General features: G+C 56.3%; 16 protein-coding genes. 13 read left to right on the forward strand and 3 right to left on the reverse strand.

The annotated features are described in order from the left end of the window. Positions 1–22: 22 nt before the first annotated feature. The 7 genes from GYRE_RS01475 to xdhC all read left to right on the forward strand — a co-directional run bounded on the left by GYRE_RS01475 (position 23) and on the right by xdhC (position 7,384). Positions 23–775, forward strand: coding sequence for a PTS mannose/fructose/sorbose/N-acetylgalactosamine transporter subunit IIC (locus GYRE_RS01475; RefSeq protein WP_006816954.1), 753 nt, complete (start codon positions 23–25; stop codon positions 773–775). After that, a complete protein-coding gene (locus GYRE_RS01480; RefSeq protein ID WP_161616068.1) occupies positions 769–1,629 on the forward strand; it encodes a PTS system mannose/fructose/sorbose family transporter subunit IID in 861 nt (286 codons plus the stop codon). Before GYRE_RS01475 ends, GYRE_RS01480 begins: the two co-directional genes overlap by 7 nt. A 3-nt stretch (positions 1,630–1,632) precedes the next feature. Then, a complete protein-coding gene (gene dgaE, locus GYRE_RS01485; RefSeq protein WP_038252408.1) occupies positions 1,633–2,742 on the forward strand; it encodes a D-glucosaminate-6-phosphate ammonia lyase in 1,110 nt (369 codons plus the stop codon). Continuing rightward, a complete protein-coding gene (dagF, locus tag GYRE_RS01490) occupies positions 2,729–3,472 on the forward strand; it encodes a 2-dehydro-3-deoxy-phosphogluconate aldolase (RefSeq protein WP_006816951.1) in 744 nt (247 codons plus the stop codon). The genes dgaE and dagF overlap by 14 nt, the downstream gene beginning before the upstream one ends. Before the next feature lie 254 nt (positions 3,473–3,726). Next, the gene (gene xdhA / locus GYRE_RS01495) at positions 3,727–6,030 is read left to right on the forward strand and encodes a xanthine dehydrogenase molybdenum-binding subunit XdhA (RefSeq protein ID WP_038252411.1); all 2,304 of its coding nucleotides are present in this window, start codon (positions 3,727–3,729) and stop codon (positions 6,028–6,030) included. Between the two features lie 5 nt (positions 6,031–6,035). Next, a complete protein-coding gene (xdhB, locus tag GYRE_RS01500; protein WP_038252414.1) occupies positions 6,036–6,911 on the forward strand; it encodes a xanthine dehydrogenase FAD-binding subunit XdhB in 876 nt (291 codons plus the stop codon). Next, a complete protein-coding gene (gene xdhC / locus GYRE_RS01505) occupies positions 6,908–7,384 on the forward strand; it encodes a xanthine dehydrogenase iron sulfur-binding subunit XdhC (RefSeq protein ID WP_038252416.1) in 477 nt (158 codons plus the stop codon). The genes xdhB and xdhC overlap by 4 nt, the downstream gene beginning before the upstream one ends. Before the next feature lie 59 nt (positions 7,385–7,443). Here xdhC and GYRE_RS01510 read toward each other — a convergent pair whose 3' ends face one another. Then, positions 7,444–9,222: a sigma-54 interaction domain-containing protein gene (locus GYRE_RS01510; protein WP_038252588.1), complete on the reverse strand. Its 1,779-nt coding sequence runs from the start codon at positions 9,220–9,222 to the stop codon at positions 7,444–7,446. Positions 9,223–9,698: 476 nt separating this feature from the next. Here GYRE_RS01510 and ygeW point away from each other — a divergent pair, with 476 nt between their 5' ends. The 5 genes from ygeW to arcC all read left to right on the forward strand — a co-directional run bounded on the left by ygeW (position 9,699) and on the right by arcC (position 15,955). Continuing rightward, positions 9,699–10,886, forward strand: a complete 1,188-nt coding sequence (gene ygeW / locus GYRE_RS01515) for a knotted carbamoyltransferase YgeW (protein WP_006816945.1) — start codon at positions 9,699–9,701, stop codon at positions 10,884–10,886. A gap of 63 nt (positions 10,887–10,949) precedes the next feature. Beyond that, complete coding sequence (gene dpaL, locus GYRE_RS01520; RefSeq protein WP_006816944.1) at positions 10,950–12,149, forward strand: diaminopropionate ammonia-lyase; 1,200 nt, start codon at positions 10,950–10,952, stop codon at positions 12,147–12,149. 58 nt (positions 12,150–12,207) lie between these two features. Further along, entirely contained in the window at positions 12,208–13,419 is a 1,212-nt protein-coding gene (locus GYRE_RS01525; RefSeq protein WP_006816943.1) for a YgeY family selenium metabolism-linked hydrolase, read from the forward strand. Positions 13,420–13,470: 51 nt separating this feature from the next. After that, the gene (gene hydA, locus GYRE_RS01530; RefSeq protein WP_038252418.1) at positions 13,471–14,898 is read left to right on the forward strand and encodes a dihydropyrimidinase; all 1,428 of its coding nucleotides are present in this window, start codon (positions 13,471–13,473) and stop codon (positions 14,896–14,898) included. Positions 14,899–15,022: 124 nt separating this feature from the next. Beyond that, the gene (arcC, locus tag GYRE_RS01535; protein WP_038252420.1) at positions 15,023–15,955 is read left to right on the forward strand and encodes a carbamate kinase; all 933 of its coding nucleotides are present in this window, start codon (positions 15,023–15,025) and stop codon (positions 15,953–15,955) included. A gap of 61 nt (positions 15,956–16,016) precedes the next feature. Here arcC and yqeB read toward each other — a convergent pair whose 3' ends face one another. Beyond that, positions 16,017–17,642: a selenium-dependent molybdenum cofactor biosynthesis protein YqeB gene (gene yqeB, locus GYRE_RS01540; protein WP_038252422.1), complete on the reverse strand. Its 1,626-nt coding sequence runs from the start codon at positions 17,640–17,642 to the stop codon at positions 16,017–16,019. A gap of 48 nt (positions 17,643–17,690) precedes the next feature. Next, positions 17,691–18,455 (reverse strand): selenium cofactor biosynthesis protein YqeC, encoded by a 765-nt coding sequence (yqeC, locus tag GYRE_RS01545; RefSeq protein ID WP_038252424.1) that lies wholly within the window; start codon positions 18,453–18,455, stop codon positions 17,691–17,693. A gap of 24 nt (positions 18,456–18,479) precedes the next feature. Here yqeC and GYRE_RS01550 point away from each other — a divergent pair, with 24 nt between their 5' ends. Next, positions 18,480–19,055 carry an NTP transferase domain-containing protein gene (locus GYRE_RS01550; RefSeq protein WP_038252426.1) on the forward strand — a complete coding sequence of 192 codons (576 nt, stop codon included), beginning with the start codon at positions 18,480–18,482 and terminating at the stop codon, positions 19,053–19,055. Positions 19,056–19,129 lie beyond the last annotated feature (74 nt).

The following is a 19,129-nucleotide window of genomic DNA, read 5'->3' on the forward strand; positions in this document are numbered from 1 at the left end:
CTCTGAGAACAAGGAATAAAACATGGATACCTTACTTTTTGCGAGCCTGATGGGGTTGTATTACTGGTTCGCGCGCTTACGCCTGGGCTACACCTTCTCCGCCATGCTGTTACAGCCAGTGGTGATCGCCGTCTTCGTTGGCCTGCTGCTTGGCAACATGCAAACAGCGATGATCATCGGTGCCGGGATGCAGCTGGTGTACCTCGGCGTAACCTCCACCCCCGGCGGTAACGTGCCGTCCGACCCGGCGCTGGCCGCCTGTATCGCCATTCCAATTGCGGTGAAAGCCGGGATGGAGCCAAGCCTCGCTATCGCCCTCGCCATTCCGTTCGGCGTTATCGGGGTGTTCCTCGATCAGCTGCGCCGTACGCTGAACGCCGCGTGGGTACACATGGCCGATAAGCATGCGGAAACCGCCAATATGGCCGGGATCATGCGCTGCGCCTTTATCTACCCGGCGCTGCTCGGGCTGGCGCTGCGTTTCCCGGTGGTGTTTGCCGCCAACTACTTCGGCCAGGGCGTGGTGGAAACCTTCCTCAAGCTGATGCCGCACTGGCTGACGCACTCGTTCGAAATTATGGGTGGGATCCTGCCGGCGCTGGGCTTTGCCATCACCATCATGGTTATCGGTAAAAAGAGCCTGCTGCCGTGGTTTATCGGCGGATTCTTTGCGGTGCTGTACCTGAAAGTCGACATCATGGCGATGGCCATCTTCGGCACCTGCGTGGCCTTCCTGATTAAAGGGCTGGCGAAAAATGAAGGAGCAGCATCATGAGTAGCGATGTTATGCAAAACGAACTGGTGGAACGGGCGCGCGAAAGCCGTACGCTCAGCAAAGCCGATATCACTAAAGCCTGGTTCATTTACTGGCTGGGGGCGGAAGTATCCAGCTCCTACGAGCGTCTGCAAAGCCTGATTTTCTGTGCCTCCATGACGCCGATTATCAAAAAGCTGTACCCGCAGAAAGAGGAACAGGCTGAAGCCCTCAAGCGTCACCTGAACTTCTTTAACTCCGAGCAGACGTTTGGCGCGGTGATCCAGGGGATCGCTATCGCCATGGAAGAACAAAAGACGCGCGGTGAACCTATCGGCGACGCCTCAATAACCGGGATCAAAACCGGCCTGATGGGGCCGCTTGCAGGCATGGGCGACTCCATCATCTGGGCGGCGGTCATGCCGCTACTTATCGCTATCTTCATCCCGTTCGCCGCCAGCGGCAGCGCGTTCGGCGGCATTGCCCCGCTGATCCTCTACCCGGCTATCACCATGGTCATCAGCTATGGGCTGGTCCACAAAGGTTACACCCTGGGGCGTGACTCCATCGTAGGGCTGCTGCAGGGTGGGAGGATAAAAGAGCTTATCTACGGCGCGAACGTGCTCGGCCTCATCATGATGGGCGCGCTGTCAGCAAGCTACGTCAAGATCACCACCCCGCTCAAGATCAGCGCCCTGAAAGGTTCGGAAGTGGTGGTACAGCAGATCCTCGACTCTATCGCGCCGGGCCTGCTGCCGCTGGCGGCGGTGTTCGCTATCTACTTCTATCTGGTGAAAAAAGGGCCGCGCTACACCACCATTTTGCTGTCGATTGTGGCAATCAGCGTGGTGTGTTCGCTGCTGGGAGTGCTGTAAGTCATGGAACAGAATATCTATCAGCGCCTGGGGCTTAAGCGGGTCATTAACGCCTGCGGCAAGATGACCATTCTGGGCGTTTCAAGCGTAGCTCCCGAGGTGATGCAAGCGACCACCGAGGCGGCGAGCGCCTTCGTCGAAATCGACAAACTGGTGGATCGGGCGGGGGAACTTGTCTCCCGCCACACCGGCGGTGAAGACAGCTATATTACCTCCTGCGCTTCTGCCGGGATCGCCATTGCCGTGGCCTCCGCCATCACGCGCGGCAGGCCGGAGCAGGTCGCGATGATGCCGGACAGCAGCGGGCTTGCCAACGAAGTGCTGATGCTGCGTGGGCACAACATCGACTACGGTGCGCCGATTACCAGCGCCATTCGTCTTGGCGGCGGCAAAGTGGTGGAAGTAGGCTCCAGCAACCTGGTCGCTCGCTGGCAGCTGGAACGTGCCGTCAGCGAGCACACCGCCGCGCTGCTGTATGTGAAATCACACCACTGTGTACAAAAAGGCATGCTGAGCATTGCTGATTTTGTGCAGGTGGCGCGGGCGCACAGCCTGCCGCTCATCGTTGATGCCGCTGCCGAAGAGGATCTGCGCCAGTGGGTAGCTCAGGGCGCAGATATGGTGGTCTACAGCGGTGCCAAAGCGTTCAACGCGCCAACCTCCGGGTTAATCACCGGTAAACGCAGCTGGCTCGCCGCCTGTAAAGCGCAGCACTACGGTATTGCGCGGGCGATGAAAATCGGCAAAGAAAACATGGTTGGGCTGATCGTGGCTCTCGACCGCTACGAAGACGCCCGGCAAGCCCCTGATGCCGATGCCTTACGTCCGGCAGTGGCCGCCATCTCTGCGCTACGTGGCCTGAATGCCGACATTGAGCAGGACGAAGCCGGGCGCGCTATCTGGCGAATTCGCGTCCACGTCGACGCTGATGCGCTTGGCCTTGATGCCCGGGAGGTGGAGGCCCAGCTGCGCGAAGGTGACATCGCCATCTACGCCCGTCGCTATTTTCTGCACGAAGGCGTTTTCAGCCTCGACCCGCGCACGCTGGGCGAAGGTGACATGGCGCTCATCGTCGCGCGACTTAAGGAAATTACACAACATGCAGCAGATTAATTTTTACCGTCAGCGGGTGGCCATTAACGTGTTGGCAAAAGATATCGCCAACGCCCGGGAGATTTACGATGCAGCCGAAGGCCACGCGGCAATCGGCGTGCTTTCCGCACAGTTCGCAAGCGTTGATGAAGGCGTTGCCGAAGTTGAACGCTGGATAGCGGCAGTGCCGTCGATTTCCGTCGGTTTAGGCGCCGGTGATCCGGCGCAGTTTTACAAAGCGGCGATGATTGCCGCGCGCGTTCACCCGGCGCACGTTAACCAGACCTTTACCGGCAGCGGCTTTGCCGCCGGGGCGCTGGCTGCCACCGGCGGGATATCGACACGTATCAACGCCCTGGTCAGCCCCACCGGCGTGCCGGGAGAAGTGCTGATTTCTACCGGCGTTCTCAGCGCCAAAGGTACAGCCGCACGGGTTTCCGTAGATGCCGCCGTACGGATGATGTGTGATATGGGCGCCCATGCCGCCAAATTTTTCCCGATGGGCGGCACCGCCTCGCTGGAAGAGCTTCGTGCGCTGGCTCTCGCCGCCGCGCAGAACGGCATGACGTTGATTGAACCGACCGGCGGGATTGACCTCGATAACTTCGGCATGATCCTGCAAAGCTGTCTGGAAGCGGGAGTACCTCAGGTGATGCCACACGTTTACAGCTCCATCATCGACCCGCAAACTGGCCTTACCCGTCCGGAAGATGTGGTGAAATTGATGGACATCGTGAAGGCGGTGGTCTGACGGTTGCCATTATCACGAGTGGCCCGTTGATACGGGCCATGCTCTCTCGCGCCGCCGTATCACAATGATTGTTTTTAGCTCAATTTGATACGCGTCATCACCGCTTATCTCCCTGTTTTTCCGCCAGAATAGTCGATAATTTTTAACGGCATCACACTTCTACTGTACCCCTGACCACTTTTCCGCTTCTGGCGTAAATCTTGCCTCATTACTGGTTTACACGCTCACTACGGTCTAACTATCAGGGGGAAGATATGGATGAGCTGGAAGCGGCAGTCACCGGGGAATCTTGCATGCGCGTTGACGCCATCGCAAAAGTCACCGGCCGCGCGCGCTACACCGACGACTACGTCATGGCAGGGATGTGCTACGCGAAATATGTTCGCAGCCCAATAGCCCACGGCTATGCACAGACTATCGACAGCACCGCAGCACGGGCGTTACCCGGGGTGCTTGCCGTGTTCACCTGGGAAGATGTCCCGGACACACCTTTTGCCACCGCCGGCCACGCCTGGTCGTTGGATCCCAACAAACGTGATCTCGCCGATCGCCTTCTGCTTCACCGTCATGTTCGCCATCACGGCGACGCGGTGGCGATTGTGGTCGCCCGCGACGAACTGACGGCCGAGAAGGCCGCGCACCTGGTTCACGTCGAGTGGGAATCGCTTCCCGTCATCACCTCTCCCGAAGCCGCGCTGGCTGAAGACGCCATTGCGCTGCACGAAGACGGTAACCTGCTCAAAAGCAGTGAAATCATGGCGAACGATCCGTTGGGAGCCATCTCTGGCGCGGATCACCAGTTCAGTAGCCACTTTCAGACCGCAGTGGTTCAGCATTGCCATATGGAAGGTGTCACCAGCTTCGCATGGATGGAAGAAGATAAGCGCATCACTATCGTTTCCAGTACCCAGATCCCGCACATTGTCCGCCGGATCACCGCCCAGGCGCTGGGGATGTCATGGTCTTCAATTCGCGTCATCAAACCCTACATTGGCGGCGGCTTTGGCAATAAACAGGACGTCCTCGAGGAGCCAATGGCGGCGTTTTTAACCTCGCGGCTCGGCGGTATTCCGGTAAAGGTATCCCTCAGCCGGGAAGAGTGCTTTATGGCAAGCCGCACCCGCCACGCGTTCACCATTGACGCACAGCTGGGGATGGACAAGGACGGCACCCTGAAGGGCTATCATCTCGATGTGCTGTCTAATACCGGTGCATATGCCTCGCATGGTCATTCGATTGCGGCAGCAGGCGGTAACAAAATCAGTTATCTCTACCCGCGCAGCGCCTTTGGCTACCACGCCCGCACCTGCTACACCAACTTCCCATCCGCCGGAGCGATGCGCGGCTACGGAGCGCCGCAGGTGATATTCCCACTCGAATCACTCATGGACGATGCCGCCGCGGCGCTTAATCTTGACCCGGTGGACGTACGTCTGCGCAACGTCGCCCAGGAAGGTGACGTAAACCCGGTGAACCACAAAACGATTTACAGCGCCGGTTTACCGGAGTGCCTGCGCAAAGGTCGGGAGCTGTTTGAGTGGGACAAACGTCGCGCCGAATACGCGAGTGACCAGGGCAACCTTCGGCGCGGTGTTGGGGTGGCCTGCTTCAGCTACGGCTCTAACACCTGGCCGGTGGGCGTGGAGATTTCCGGTGCCAGAGCGTTGCTCAATCAGGATGGCTGTATTCACGTGCAGTGCGGTGCCACAGAAATCGGCCAGGGCGCTGATACGGTATTTACCCAGATGGTGGCCGAAACCATCGGTATGCCGGTCAACATGGTGCACGTGATTTCAACCCAGGATACCGACGTAACGCCGTTCGATCCCGGTGCTTTTGGCTCGCGCCAGAGCTATGTCGCCGCCCCGGCGCTAAGAGAGGCAGCACAACAGCTTCGCGAGAAAATCATTCTGCACGCCGCTGAAATGCTGCATCAGTCGGCGATGAATCTCACTATCCGCCACGGGATGGTGGAAATGACCACCCGTCCGGGACTGACAATGGTCTCCGTCGCCGATGTGGCAATGGATGCCTTCTATCATCCGGATCGCGGTAACCAGCTTTCAGCAGAGGCCTCGGTGAAAACCCGCACCAACCCCCCCACCTTTGGCTGCTCGTTTGTCGATCTCACCGTCGATATCGCGTTGTGCAAAATCACCATCAACCGGATCCTCAACGTGCAGGATTCCGGGCGGATCCTCAATCCACAGCTGGCAGCAGGCCAGATGCACGGCGGAATGGGGATGGGGATCGGCAGCGCCATTTTCGAGGAGATGATCATCGATGAAACCAGCGGGCTTATCCGTAACCCGAACCTGCTGGATTACAAAATGCCAACCATGATGGATCTTCCGGATCTGGAGTGCGCCTTTGTCGAAAGCTGCGAGCCACAGTCAGCCTACGGCCACAAGTCGCTTGGCGAACCGCCGTTAATCCCGATAGCGCCCGCCATTCGTAATGCCGTCCGTATGGCCACCGGTGTGGGGATTAACACGCTGCCGCTAACGCCAAAGCGCCTGTTCATTGAATTCCGTCGGGCCGGACTGATTAAAGGATAATCGCCATGTTTGATATTGAAACTTATCATCGTGCCCGCAGCCTGAAAGAAGCCCTCTCTCTTGCGGCGGCGCATCCTGAAGCGCGGCTTATCGCGGGCGGCACCGACGTGCTGATCCAGCTTCATCATCTCAATGCTAACTATCGGCATATCGTCGATATTCATGGGCTTGCTGAACTGCGCGGCATCAGCATTGGCGCTCAGGGTAACATCCGGATTGGCTCCGGAACGACCTTCACTGAAATCATCGAGAGCCCGGTTGTGCAGCAGCATCTGCCCGCGCTGGCGGCCGCTGCAGCCTCAATTGCCGGACCGCAAATCCGTAACGTTGCCACCTATGGCGGCAACATCTGCAACGGGGCCACCAGTGCCGACTCCGCCACACCTTCGCTCATCTACGAAGCCAGCCTTGAGATTGCCTCTGCAGAGGGGACTCGGGTTATTCCGGTACTCGGTTTCCACACCGGTCCCGGAAAGGTCGCGCTGCAGCCGGGTGAAATCGCTGTCGCGTTCCATTTCCCGCCGCAGGCGCAGGCGAATACCGGCAGCGCGCACTTCAAGTATGCGATGCGCGATGCCATGGATATCGCCACCATCGGCAGTGCCGCCTGGTGCCGTCTTGAGAACGACCACTTCCGTGAGCTGCGGTTAGCTTTTGGCGTTGCCGCCCCCACCCCCATCCGCTGCGTTCATGCAGAACAGACAGCACAAGGTGCGCCAGTGAGTGAACAAACGCTTACCGCCATCTGCGAAGCGCTGTTGCAGGACGTCTCTCCGCGATCGTCCTGGCGGGCAGAAAAAGATTTTCGTTTACACCTGATTCAGACCATGGCGCAGCGCGTGATCCGCGAAGCTGTCGCCCATGCCGGAGGCACATTATGAATCACGAATCCTGGGTAACCGTCGCCTGTACGATTAACGGCTCCGCGCAGCAGTTTACGCTGTCACCGGCAACGCCGCTCTCCACCCTGCTGCGTTCTCACGGGTTGCTCAGCATCAAGCAGGGTTGCAGCGTGGGCGAATGTGGGGCCTGCACCGTACTGATTGACGGCGTGGCGATAGACAGCTGCCTGTATCTTGCCAGCTGGGTAGACGGCAAAAGCATCAGCACGCTGGAAGGAGAATCGGTCGGGGGCGAGATCTCAAAGATCCAGCAGGCCTACGCGAAATCAGGATCGGTGCAGTGCGGGTTCTGTACGCCTGGACTGGTCATGGCGACCAAAGCGCTACTGGCAAAACCGCATCAGAAACCCTTTACGGTGCAGGAGATCCGCCGTGGTCTCGCCGGAAATCTGTGCCGCTGTACGGGATATCAGATGATTGTCGATACGGTTCGCGCCTGCGAACAGGAGTAAAGTCGCTCATCGTTCAGGCTGCCGTTATGCCGCAGCCTGACCGAAGGCAGTGATTTCCGTCAGGCGGACATCAGTTCGTACTTCTTTATTTTGCGATACAGCGTGGCGATGCCAATCCCCAACTCATCGGCGGCTTGTTTCTTGTTGCTGTAACGCGACAGCGCTTCACGGATCATCTGCCGCTCCATCTCTTCGAGGCCGGTCACGCCCTCTTCCTCAATTGCAGTGTGCATCACCGAGGTGCTGGCTGGCTCCCGCTCCGGCTGTTTGCCGCTGTGGATAAGGTTTGGCGGCAACAGCGAACTATCAACCACTTCGCCGGAAGGCACCACGTTGACCAGGTACTCAATCAGGTTGCTCAGTTCACGCAGGTTGCCCGGCCAACGATACTGTTTCAGCAGGGCGATCACATCCGGTGCGACGCCCGGGTAAACCAGGGAGAGGCGTCGGGTATGCAGATGCAGGAAATAGTGAATAAGTAGCTCAATATCATCCTGACGCTCGCGCAGCGGCGGCAGACGCAGCGGAATGACGTTCAGCCGGTAGTAGAGATCCTCACGGAATTTACCGTCAGCGATAAACTGATCGAGATTCTGGTTGGTGGCGGAGATAATACGGATATTGACCGACACCGGATTGCTGGCGCCGACGGGCTGGATCTCGCGTGACTCAATAGCTCGCAGCAGTTTTGCCTGCAGCGTCAGCGGCATATCACCGATTTCATCCAGGAACAGCGTCCCGTGGTTGGCTGCCTGAATCAGCCCGGTTTTACCGTTAGCGGAAGCGCCGGTAAACGCCCCTTTGACGTAGCCAAACAGTTCGCTCTCCAGCAACTGTTCCGGAATGGCCGCGCAGTTGATAGCGATAAATGGTTTTGCTTTGCGATCGCTCAGCTTGTGGATAGCCCGGGCAACCACTTCTTTACCAGTACCGCTTTCACCAACGATAAGCACGCTGGACGGGCTTGGGGCAATACGACTTATCAGTTTTTTCAGCTGACGCATCGGCCGACATTCACCAACCAGATGTTCAATCTGTGGCTCATCCTGGGAAGGTGCCGTCGCAGACGAAGAGTGCGACTGATGAAACGCCATTAAAAAGAGTTGCTGATCCTGGATGGTATGTAACTGACCTATTATCAGTTCGCTTTTATCATCAAACGACACCACATGCTGCATATGGCCGCTGGTAAAATTACGTTCAAAGGTGAGCGGGCGAAAATGAATACTCTGGCCAATCATATTTCCCTGCGTCGCCCCGAGCACTTTTAACGCCGTCTGGTTAGCAAACTTCACGCGATTATCACCGCTCACCACCAGCACACCCTGATCCATATTTTCAATCATGGTTGAAAATATCTTCTGGATATTATCGGCACCATTCTGATCGTCCAGCAATTTGGCAACAAATATAGAGGAAACATGACGGACATAATCTGAAAATTCATGCAGATTATCATTTATGTGTTCCTGCTGCTCGTGGGTTACGGCAATCAGGCTGATAACGCCGACGCACCGATCCTGGTAGATAACCGGGGTGCCGAGAAAGGCTTTTTCTTTACAGTTGTCTTTACTGGTACATCCTTCACAGAGGGGGTCGAATCGTGAGTGAGTAACCACTTTTTCTTGCTTTGTTTCAAGAACATAGCGAAGCAATCTGGAATCCGCATTCAGCTTGCGACCAAGAGAGCGGCCGTAGGCACCCGTACCTGCAACACGACAAAGCTCTTCATCAACAATTTCAACATCCAGCTGCAGCACGCTTGAGAGCATGCGTGCAAAGCGCTGAATAGTAGGCTGTATTTGCATCAAAACTGATAATGTGTTTGAGGGTATCATAACGTAACCTTTGAATATCATAACTGGCTGATATCTATAGAGGTGTAAGAATTCTTATTGTTATAGAGCCATGATACTAACTTAGCGCCCACCAATATTGATAAAGATACGCTTTCTTTATCATTACTTGATAAAAATATGGAAGAAGCATCACATTTTCATATCAATATGAGAATCCTTAGGGTGGTTTTATCAAATTGGCGGATTTTCTAAGTTCCTCTCACGTTATTTCCCCTGCCGTACAAAAATTGACAAATTCATCCTTAAAAGCCAAACGTTTTCGTTTTTTAAAATAAGCCTCTCAACTGACTTTTTTCGTGATTTGAATCACATAATCCCTGCCATTTTTACGCCAAAACGGCCCTTTCGAACGAACTGGCACACTTATTGTTAAGTCATGAATATCGCTGTCAGTCACAGCCGATACGACAGCACATTCGTCATAAACGCCAGTCATTCACTACCAGGACTCAAAAATGAAAACTGTTAACGAGCTGATTAAGGACATCAATACGCTGAACTCCCATCTGCATGAGAAAGATTTTCTGCTGACGTGGGAACAGTCACCCGACGAACTGAAGCAGGTACTGGATGTTGCGGCGGCACTGAAAGCGCTGCGGGCCGAGAACGTTGCCACTAACGTCTTCAACAATGGCCTTGGCATCTCCGTCTTCCGTGATAATTCCACCCGTACCCGTTTCTCTTATGCTTCAGCGCTGAACCTGCTGGGACTGGCGCAACAGGATCTGGACGAAGGTAAATCTCAGATTGCGCACGGCGAAACCGTTCGTGAAACCGCCAACATGATCTCCTTCTGTGCCGACGCTATCGGTATCCGTGATGACATGTACCTCGGCGCGGGCAACGCCTATATGCGTGAAGTGGGTGCCGCACTCGACGACGGTCACAAACAGGGCGTACTGCCGCAGCGTCCGGCGCTTATCAACCTGCAGTGCGACATCGACCACCCGACTCAGTCCATGGCTGACCTCGCCTGGCTGCGCGAGCATTTCGGCTCTCTGGAAAATCTGAAAGGTAAGAAAATTGCCATGACCTGGGCTTACTCCCCGAGCTACGGCAAGCCGCTGTCAGTGCCGCAGGGCATCATCGGCCTGATGACTCGTTTTGGTATGGACGTCACCCTGGCGCACCCGGAAGGGTATGACCTGATCCCGGACGTCATCGAAGTGGCAAAAAACAACGCCAAAGCCTCTGGTGGTAGCTTCCGTCAGGTGACCGACATGGAAGAAGCGTTCAAAGATGCCGACATCGTGTATCCGAAGTCCTGGGCGCCTTACAAAGTCATGGAAAAACGTACCGAGCTGCTGCGTGCCGACGACCACGACGGCCTGAAAGCGCTGGAAAAAGCCTGTCTGGAACAGAACGCCAATCACAAAGACTGGCACTGCACCGAAGAGATGATGAAGCTGACCAAAAAAGGCGAAGCGTTGTATATGCACTGCCTGCCAGCGGACATCACCGGTGTGTCCTGTAAAGAAGGTGAAGTCACCGACGGCGTCTTCGAAAAATACCGTATCGCAACCTACAAAGAAGCAAGCTGGAAGCCATACATCATCGCCGCGATGATCCTGTCCCGCAAATATGCAAAACCAGGTCTTCTGCTGGAACAGCTGCTCAAAGAAGCAAAACCACGCGTCAAATAATACCCCTGGCCGGCCCCGTCGGGTCGGCTTCAACACCTCTGTAATGAAGGATAAGGACAGAATATGTCTGCTTTCTCACTGAAGATGGATATTGCCGACAACCGTTTTTTTAATGGTGAAACCTCACCGCTATTTTCGCGCCAGCAGGCGCAGCAAGCGCGTCATTTCCACCAGAAAATTACCGGCTACCAACCGACACCGCTGCATTCCCTGAACCAGCTGGCTGGCCTGTTCGGCGTAAACAAAATCCTCGTGAAAGACGAGTCACAACGTTTTGGCCTCAACGCATTCAAGATGCTGGGCGGCGCCTATGCTATCGCGCAGCTGTTATGTGAAAAATACCATTTAGATATCAACGCGTTTTCCTTCGACACCATCAAGTCGAGCATCAAGGAAAAAATGACCTTTGCCACTACCACCGACGGCAACCATGGCCGCGGCGTGGCGTGGGCGGCAAAACAGCTTGGACAGAACGCGGTGGTGTACATGCCGAAAGGCTCCGCCAGGGAGCGTGTAGATGCGATTTTACGCCTCGGCGCTGAGTGCATCGTCACCGACATGAACTACGACGACACCGTGCGCCTGACCATGAAAAAAGCGCAGGAAAACGGCTGGGAAGTGGTGCAGGACACCGCCTGGGAAGGCTACACCAAAATTCCAACCTGGATAATGCAGGGCTACGCCACGCTCGCTGACGAAGCAGTAGAACAGATTGCAGCAATGGGCATTGCTCGCCCGACTCACGTTTTCTTACAGGCAGGCGTCGGCGCGATGGCTGGCGGCGTGCTGGGTTATCTGGCTGATGTTTATGGCCCGAAACAGCTGCACTCCGTCATCGTTGAACCCGAGCTTGCGGACTGCGTGTACCGCTCCGGCGTGAAAGGCCAGATTGTCAACGTCGGTGGCGATATGGCGACCATCATGGCAGGCCTCGCCTGCGGCGAACCGAACCCGCTGGGCTGGGAAGTACTGCGCAACTGCGCCACCCAGTTTATTTCATGCCAGGACGCCGTCGCGGCACTCGGCATGCGCGTGCTGGGCAACCCGCTCGGTAACGACCCGCGCGTCATTTCCGGTGAATCCGGCGCCGTTGGCCTGGGCATTCTTGCCGCCGTTCACTACCACCCGCAGCGCGAAGCCCTGATGCAGAAACTGGGCCTCGACAAAGACTCCGTCGTACTGGTCATCAGCACCGAAGGCGACACCGACGTGAAACATTACCGGGAAGTGGTTTGGGAAGGCAAACACCCGGTAGCACAGTAACCGAATTTTAAATTTAGTTTCCCGCGATGAGCGGGGAACATGAACTGGAGAAATTACGATGGCTAAGCACATCCCATTCAAACTGATTCTGGAAAAAGCAAATCACTATCAGGCAGACATGACCCGTTTCTTACGCGACATGATTGCCATCCCGAGCGAAAGCTGCGACGAAAAACGCGTGGTACATCGCATCAAAGAAGAAATGGAAAAAGTCGGCTTCGATAAAGTCGAAATCGATCCGATGGGTAACGTGCTGGGCTACGTTGGCCACGGCCCTCGCCTGGTGGCGATGGATGCGCATATCGACACCGTGGGCATCGGCAACATCAAAAACTGGAACTTCGATCCGTATGAAGGCATGGAAACCGATGAGCTGATCGGCGGACGCGGCGCGTCTGACCAGGAAGGCGGCATGGCTTCTATGGTTTACGCCGGTAAGATAATCAAAGATCTTGGTCTGGAAGATGAGTACACCCTGCTGGTCACCGGTACCGTTCAGGAAGAAGACTGCGACGGGCTGTGCTGGCAGTACATCATCGAGCAGTCCGGTATTCGTCCGGAGTTCGTGGTGAGTACTGAACCGACCGACTGCCAGATCTATCGCGGCCAGCGCGGACGCATGGAAATTCGTATCGACGTGCAGGGCGTGAGCTGCCACGGCTCAGCGCCAGAGCGTGGCGATAACGCCATCTTCAAAATGGGCCCGATCCTGGGCGAACTGCAGGAACTGTCCGGCCGTCTCGGCAACGATGAATTCCTTGGCAAAGGTACGCTCACCGTTTCTGAAGTCTTCTTCACCTCTCCGAGCCGCTGTGCCGTTGCAGACAGCTGCGCGGTCTCTATTGACCGTCGTCTGACCTGGGGCGAAACCTGGGAAGGTGCACTGGACGAAATCCGCGCCCTGCCAGCGGTACAGAAAGCAAACGCCGTAGTCTCTATGTACAACTACGACCGTCCGTCCTGGACCGGCCTGGTGTACCCGACCGAGTGCTACTTCCCGACCTGGAAAGTAGAAGAAAACCACTTCACCGTGAAAGCCCTGAGCAACGCCTATGAAGGCCTGTTCGGTAAAGCACCGGTCGTCGACAAGTGGACCTTCTCTACCAACGGCGTATCCATCATGGGTCGTCACGGCATTCCGGTAATCGGTTTTGGCCCGGGCAAAGAGCCAGAAGCTCACGCGCCGAACGAGAAAACCTGGAAAGCACATCTGGTGACCTGTGCCGCCATGTATGCCGCTATCCCGCTGAGCTGGTTAGCAACAGAGTAATCATCCCCTGTCATTCCCCCGCCACCGTGCTGGCGGGGGCTGGAGACCAAAATGCGCGTACTGATTAAAAACGGCACCGTCGTCAATGCCGATGGTATGGCGAAACAGGATCTGCTCATTCAGAGCGGTATCATTCGCGAAATTGCCGACCATATCACCCCGGAACTGCCCTGCGAAATAATTGATGCGGAAGGCTGCTACGTCATGCCAGGCGGCGTCGACGTTCATACTCATTTCAATATCGACACCGGAATGGCGCGCAGCTGTGATGATTTTTTTACCGGTACCCGCGCCGCTGCGTGTGGCGGTACAACAACCATTATCGACCATATGGGTTTCGGCCCGGCAGGCTGCAAACTGCATCACCAGCTTGAGGTGTACCACGGCTACGCCGCCCACAAAGCGGTTATCGACTACAGCTTCCACGGCGTGATTCAGCACATCAACCACGCTATCCTCGATGAAATTCCGATGATGGTTGATGCCGGGATCAGCAGCTTCAAGCTCTATCTCACCTACCAGTACAAACTGAACGATGACGAAGTACTGCAGGCGCTGCAGCACCTGCATCGTGCCGGGGCGCTCACCACCGTTCACCCGGAAAACGATGCGGCGATTGCCAGAAAGCGCATCGAGTTTCTCGCCGCGGGCAAAACGGCCCCGAAATATCACGCCTTAAGCCGGCCGGCAGAATGCGAAGCGGAAGCGGTTTCGCGGATGATTAATCTGGCAGCGCTGTCGGGTAACGCTCCGCTGTATATCGTCCACCTGTCCAACGAACTGGGGCTGGATTATCTGCGGCTGGCAAAATCACGCCAGCAGCCGGTATGGATAGAAACCTGCCCGCAGTATCTGCTGCTGGATGACCGCTGCTACGAGCAGGAGGACGGGCTGAAGTACATCATGAGCCCACCGCTGCGTAACGCGCACAACAAAGACGCGCTGTGGTGCGGCATCAGCGATGGCGCCATCGACGTCGTCGCCACCGACCACTGCGCCTTCTCTATGGCCCAGCGCCAGCAGCTTTCCGGCGGTAATTTCAGCCGTTGCCCGGGCGGACTGCCTGGGGTGGAAAACCGTCTGCTGCTGCTGTTCTCCGAAGGCGTTCTCGGTGGGCGTATCACCCCGGAGCGTTTTGTGGCGCTCACCAGCGCTAATCCGGCGAAGCTTTTCGGCCTGTGGCCGCAGAAAGGCCTGCTTGCCCCGGGCGCCGACGGCGACGTGGTCGTTATCGACCCGCGCGCCACCACCACCATTCGTCATGCCGACCTGCACGACAACGCCGACTACTCCCCCTGGGAAGGCTTTGTCTGCCAGGGTGCCATCCGGCACACGCTATCGCACGGCCGGGTCATCTTTAGCGACGGCGTCTTCTCAGGCATCGCCGGGCAGGGGCGCTTCCTGCGCCGTAAACCCTTTTCTACTCTAAATAATTCGAGTTCCAGGAAGGCGGCAAGCTCGCGAATTCCAGGAGCATAGACAGCTATGTGACTGGGGTGAGTGAGCGCAGCCAACGCACATGTAACTCAAAGAATGACGAGTAGCCATGACTACCGCAGCGGGGACTTTCCCGCAGGGTCAATAACAACGAAGTGAGGAATAGATGAGTAAGAAAATTGTTCTCGCCCTCGGCGGGAATGCCTTAGGTGATGACCTTGCCGGGCAGATGCAGGCGGTAAAACTGACCGCGCAGGCGATCGTCGATCTGATTGCCCAGGGTCACCAGGTTGTGGTTACCCACGGTAACGGTCCACAGGTAGGCATGATCAACCTGGCCTTTGAAGCAGCGGCAAAAACCGAAGCCCACACCCCAATGCTGCCGATGTCGGTCTGCGTGGCGCTGAGCCAGGGCTACATCGGTTACGATCTGCAAAACGCGCTGCGCGAAGAGCTGCTCTCCCGCAACATGCAGGTGCCGGTAGCAACGTTGATTACGCAGGTTGAAGTTGATGCGGGCGATCCAGCGTTCAAAAACCCGACCAAGCCTATCGGCTCGTTCTTCAACAAAGAAGAAGCCGACCAGCTCTCCCGCCAGGGCTACACCATGGTAGAAGACGCCGGTCGTGGCTACCGCCGCGTAGTGGCTTCGCCGAAGCCGGTCGACATCATAGAAAAAGAAAGCGTGAAAGCGATGATGGAAGCGGGCCAGGTCGTGATCACCGTCGGTGGCGGCGGTATCCCGGTAACGCGTGAAGGCAACCACCTGCGCGGCGCCAGCGCGGTTATTGATAAAGACTGGGCCAGCGCGACGCTTGCGGCAATGATCGACGCGGACATGCTGATTATCCTTACCGCCGTTGAAAAAGTGGCGATCAACTTCGGCAAGCCGAACGAACAGTGGCTCGACCGCCTGTCGTTGAGTGACGCAGAACGTTTCATCGAAGAAGGTCACTTTGCTAAAGGCTCAATGCTGCCGAAAGTGGAAGCTGCGGCATCGTTTGCCCGCTCCCGCCCGGGCCGCGAGGCGCTGATCACCGTGCTGAGCAAAGCCAAAGAAGGGATCGAAGGGAAAACCGGCACCGTTATCTGTCAGTAAGGGGATATTCGGGGCAACAAAAAACCGGAGCAATGTGCTCCGGTTTTTTTATAACGTTAAATCAGGCGACCGTCAGCACCTGCTGGGTAGACTTTACGCCCTTGTGCATCAGCATCATCAGCGCTTCCAGAACGCCGCCACCAATCGCCCGGGCCTTGTCAGAAACGCTGGTATAGTCTGCCCCCTCGCCGCGAGGATCGATATCACCGATTTTGAAGCCACTGTTCACCACCAGCCCATCGCTGAGCAAGCCGCGAACCATACCGGAAAGCGGCGCCAGAATTTCGGTTTCCCCGATGCTGGCAATCACATCGCCTTCATTCACGATGTCGCCCAGCTGCACCCTGGCGCACATAATTCCCGCCATCGGTGCGCGGATCACCCGGCGCGAGGTATGCCCCTGAATATTACCCGGGATCCCGGTGTTTTCCTGAGCGCTGCCCTGATAAATCACCTGTCCCAGCCAGTGACCGCGATTCGTTTCGATCACGGCATTGCAGTCCTTCCCGGCGCAGAAGCCTGGGCCAAGGGCGATGGTTATCGGTGCCAGCCCGCAGTGGGTACCCATATTCTCTTTCGCCAGAATCGCATCAACCACGCATCCTGGTTTGAGCAGATGCAGCGATTCGCACAGCGGATCGATAAGGATCGGAATAACGCCACTTTCAGCCACCCGAATGGCCTCTTCGGCAGAATTCACCTTGCGCGCCGTGACGCCCTCAACCTGCATCTCTTCCTGGAAAATCGCTTGTGCAAACGCCACGCTGCGGCGGATAACCGTGGGTTTATCCACCTCCAGCATGATGACTTTAAAGCCCGCATGATACAGACGCAGCGCCACGCCGGTGGCGATATCCCCGGCGCCGCGGATAACCACGCGCTGGTGCTGTGACGGATGTGTCGCCGCCATCATCAGCCCACCTGGAGCCTGATTTTTTATCTGCAGGATTTCCGCCAGCACGCTGATGGCGATTTCATTCGGTGTTTCTGCACCAATGTTGTAGCCCACCGGTGCATGCAGACGCTGAATCAACGCCTCGTCTACTCCGCTCTCGCGCATCTGACGTAAAAAGACCTGCACCTTGCGACGGCTGGCCAGCAGCCCAAGCCACGCGGCAGGCTGTGCAATAAGCTTATCCAGCGCTTCCCGATCTTTGTTATTGGTGGCAATCAGCACGAAGTTGTCTGGCGTTATCGCCAGTTTGTCGACCGCCTCAGAAAACGACTCGGCGTGGATCAGCTGTGCTGAAGGGGGAAAATGCTGTGGGTTGAGGCTTTCAAGATAAATGTCGGCGACTGAGATTTCGAACCCCAGCAGCGCGGCTCCCTGGGCAATAGCCCGATTGACGTGCCCGGCACCAATCAGCACCAGGCGGGGCCGAAGCCCGTGTACGCTGATATAAACCGACATTGCTCCACCGCAGTCCGAACCGACGGCGTCGTTACCGTTGCGCGCCATCCGGCCATGAAACAGGCGTGGTTCTTTGCAGCGCAGTGCGTCCAGCGCTTCATCAATCACCTTGCGCTCGACCATGCCGCCACCGATGGTGCCGACTATCGTTCCGTCTTCGCGAATCAACATTTGGGCGGAATGGCGCGGCGTTGATCCCCGGCTATCAACAATCTGTGCCAGCGCAAATGGACGGTTTTGTTCTTCAAGTTTTGCAGCTTCTGAGAAAATATTCATAAAAACCTCAATGGATATCCTTTCTGATGATCCGGTCGCCCGGACCTGCTATCTCACAAATCTGCGTGTTATTGCCGGGATTTCCTGCACGGCCCCGATCCAGATGGCCTCCACATCGCTGCATTCCAGTAGCGGCGTTAACATGTCTCCGGCAATATTCTCATTTTGAGAATATTGATTAATCAGCCAGATGCGACGGCAGCCCTCCGGCACGTTTTTAAACGCGCCCAGCGGGTGCTGAACCAGGCGGATCAGCGCAGCCACATCCAGCGTCTCGCCAGCTTCAACACCGGTTAAGCGGCTAAAACCAGGCCAACGATGCACGTTGGACGGTCCCACTTTTTGTCCGAGCATTTTTCCCCCGGTCACGGCAATCACACAGCAGCTACACTGTGGGATGCAAGGTTCATGCTCATTTGGCGCCTTAAGTGCAAAACCGTGAGCGCCGTCAGCTTCTACCAGAATCACGTCGACATCGGCGCGTGCCACCAGCACATCAATCTGCTCAGGAGAAAACCCACGAACCTTGCCCACGGCAGGAAGCAAGGTAGAGAAGCAGCCCAGCAGCGGCTGCTGGAAAGCCGGGGCAGGAAGTGTGGAAGGATCGCGGCACAGCAGTACCGGGCAGGCATCGGGGACAAACATATGCGTGGTAGTGGTCAGCAGCACTCGTCTTCCCGCCTGCTGCAAAAGCGTCGCCAGCCAGAAAAGCAGGCTGGTTTTCCCCCCGGCGCCCACCGCAGAGATAACCAGTGGTCGCGAAGAAGCGTTTAAATCAAAAAAGAGATCGTCGGTCTGCGGTATATTTTTCATTCGCCAATTTATACAGAGAGTGTTATGCAACAGGTCGATTGTATTATTACCGCCGCGGGACTTTCGTCACGAATGGGGCAATGGAAAATGATGTTACCCTGGCGAGATGGGACAATTCTTGATGCAAGTATTAAAAATGCGCTGCAATTCTGTTCACGAATTATATTAGTAACGGGACATCGTAGTGATGAACTTCACGAAAAATATGCCGGGCGAGTAAATATTAGTCTGGTGTATAACGCCGATTATGCGACCGGGCTTTTTTCCTCGGTCAAAGCCGGGGCCACAATCGTCAATACGGATTACTGTTTCATCACCCTGGGTGATGTCCCCTGCCTGCCGCAATCCGTCTTCCATACCCTGTGGTCGCAGCGTGGCGCAGAAGCGCTGCTGCCGGAGCACGGCGGCACGCCAGGGCACCCTATTTTGCTAAGCCGCGAACGGCTCCAGCACACCGTCAGCCAAACGTCGTATAGCTCAATGCGTAAAGCACTCCTCGCGTCACCGCACCGGCGAATTGACGTCGGCGATCGCGGTATCATTTTTGATATTGATACCCCTGACGATTTTATCAACCTGCAAACGATTTATCGCGACTGAATTAAAAAGTCAATCGTTTGCGCGGGCGGAAATAAACTCTTCGCAGGCTTTATTATCATTCTGATAGGGTAAAA

The sequence above is a fragment of the Yokenella regensburgei ATCC 49455 genome (assembly GCF_000735455.1).
In the GTDB taxonomy this organism is placed as follows: domain Bacteria; phylum Pseudomonadota; class Gammaproteobacteria; order Enterobacterales; family Enterobacteriaceae; genus Yokenella; species Yokenella regensburgei.

Excerpts from the sequence above, each read along its gene's own strand:
- dpaL (WP_006816944.1), top strand. The coding sequence starts at position 10,950 with ATGTCTGCTTTCTCACTGAAGATGGATATTGCCGACAACCGTTTTTTT.
- yqeC (WP_038252424.1), bottom strand. The coding sequence starts at position 18,455 with ATGAAAAATATACCGCAGACCGACGATCTCTTTTTTGATTTAAACGCT.
- GYRE_RS01525 (WP_006816943.1), top strand. The coding sequence starts at position 12,208 with ATGGCTAAGCACATCCCATTCAAACTGATTCTGGAAAAAGCAAATCAC.
- GYRE_RS01475 (WP_006816954.1), top strand. The coding sequence starts at position 23 with ATGGATACCTTACTTTTTGCGAGCCTGATGGGGTTGTATTACTGGTTC.
- hydA (WP_038252418.1), top strand. The coding sequence starts at position 13,471 with ATGCGCGTACTGATTAAAAACGGCACCGTCGTCAATGCCGATGGTATG.
- dgaE (WP_038252408.1), top strand. The coding sequence starts at position 1,633 with ATGGAACAGAATATCTATCAGCGCCTGGGGCTTAAGCGGGTCATTAAC.
- GYRE_RS01550 (WP_038252426.1), top strand. The coding sequence starts at position 18,480 with ATGCAACAGGTCGATTGTATTATTACCGCCGCGGGACTTTCGTCACGA.
- GYRE_RS01510 (WP_038252588.1), bottom strand. The coding sequence starts at position 9,222 with ATGATACCCTCAAACACATTATCAGTTTTGATGCAAATACAGCCTACT.
- dagF (WP_006816951.1), top strand. The coding sequence starts at position 2,729 with ATGCAGCAGATTAATTTTTACCGTCAGCGGGTGGCCATTAACGTGTTG.
- arcC (WP_038252420.1), top strand. The coding sequence starts at position 15,023 with ATGAGTAAGAAAATTGTTCTCGCCCTCGGCGGGAATGCCTTAGGTGAT.
- ygeW (WP_006816945.1), top strand. The coding sequence starts at position 9,699 with ATGAAAACTGTTAACGAGCTGATTAAGGACATCAATACGCTGAACTCC.
- xdhB (WP_038252414.1), top strand. The coding sequence starts at position 6,036 with ATGTTTGATATTGAAACTTATCATCGTGCCCGCAGCCTGAAAGAAGCC.
- yqeB (WP_038252422.1), bottom strand. The coding sequence starts at position 17,642 with ATGAATATTTTCTCAGAAGCTGCAAAACTTGAAGAACAAAACCGTCCA.
- xdhA (WP_038252411.1), top strand. The coding sequence starts at position 3,727 with ATGGATGAGCTGGAAGCGGCAGTCACCGGGGAATCTTGCATGCGCGTT.
- xdhC (WP_038252416.1), top strand. The coding sequence starts at position 6,908 with ATGAATCACGAATCCTGGGTAACCGTCGCCTGTACGATTAACGGCTCC.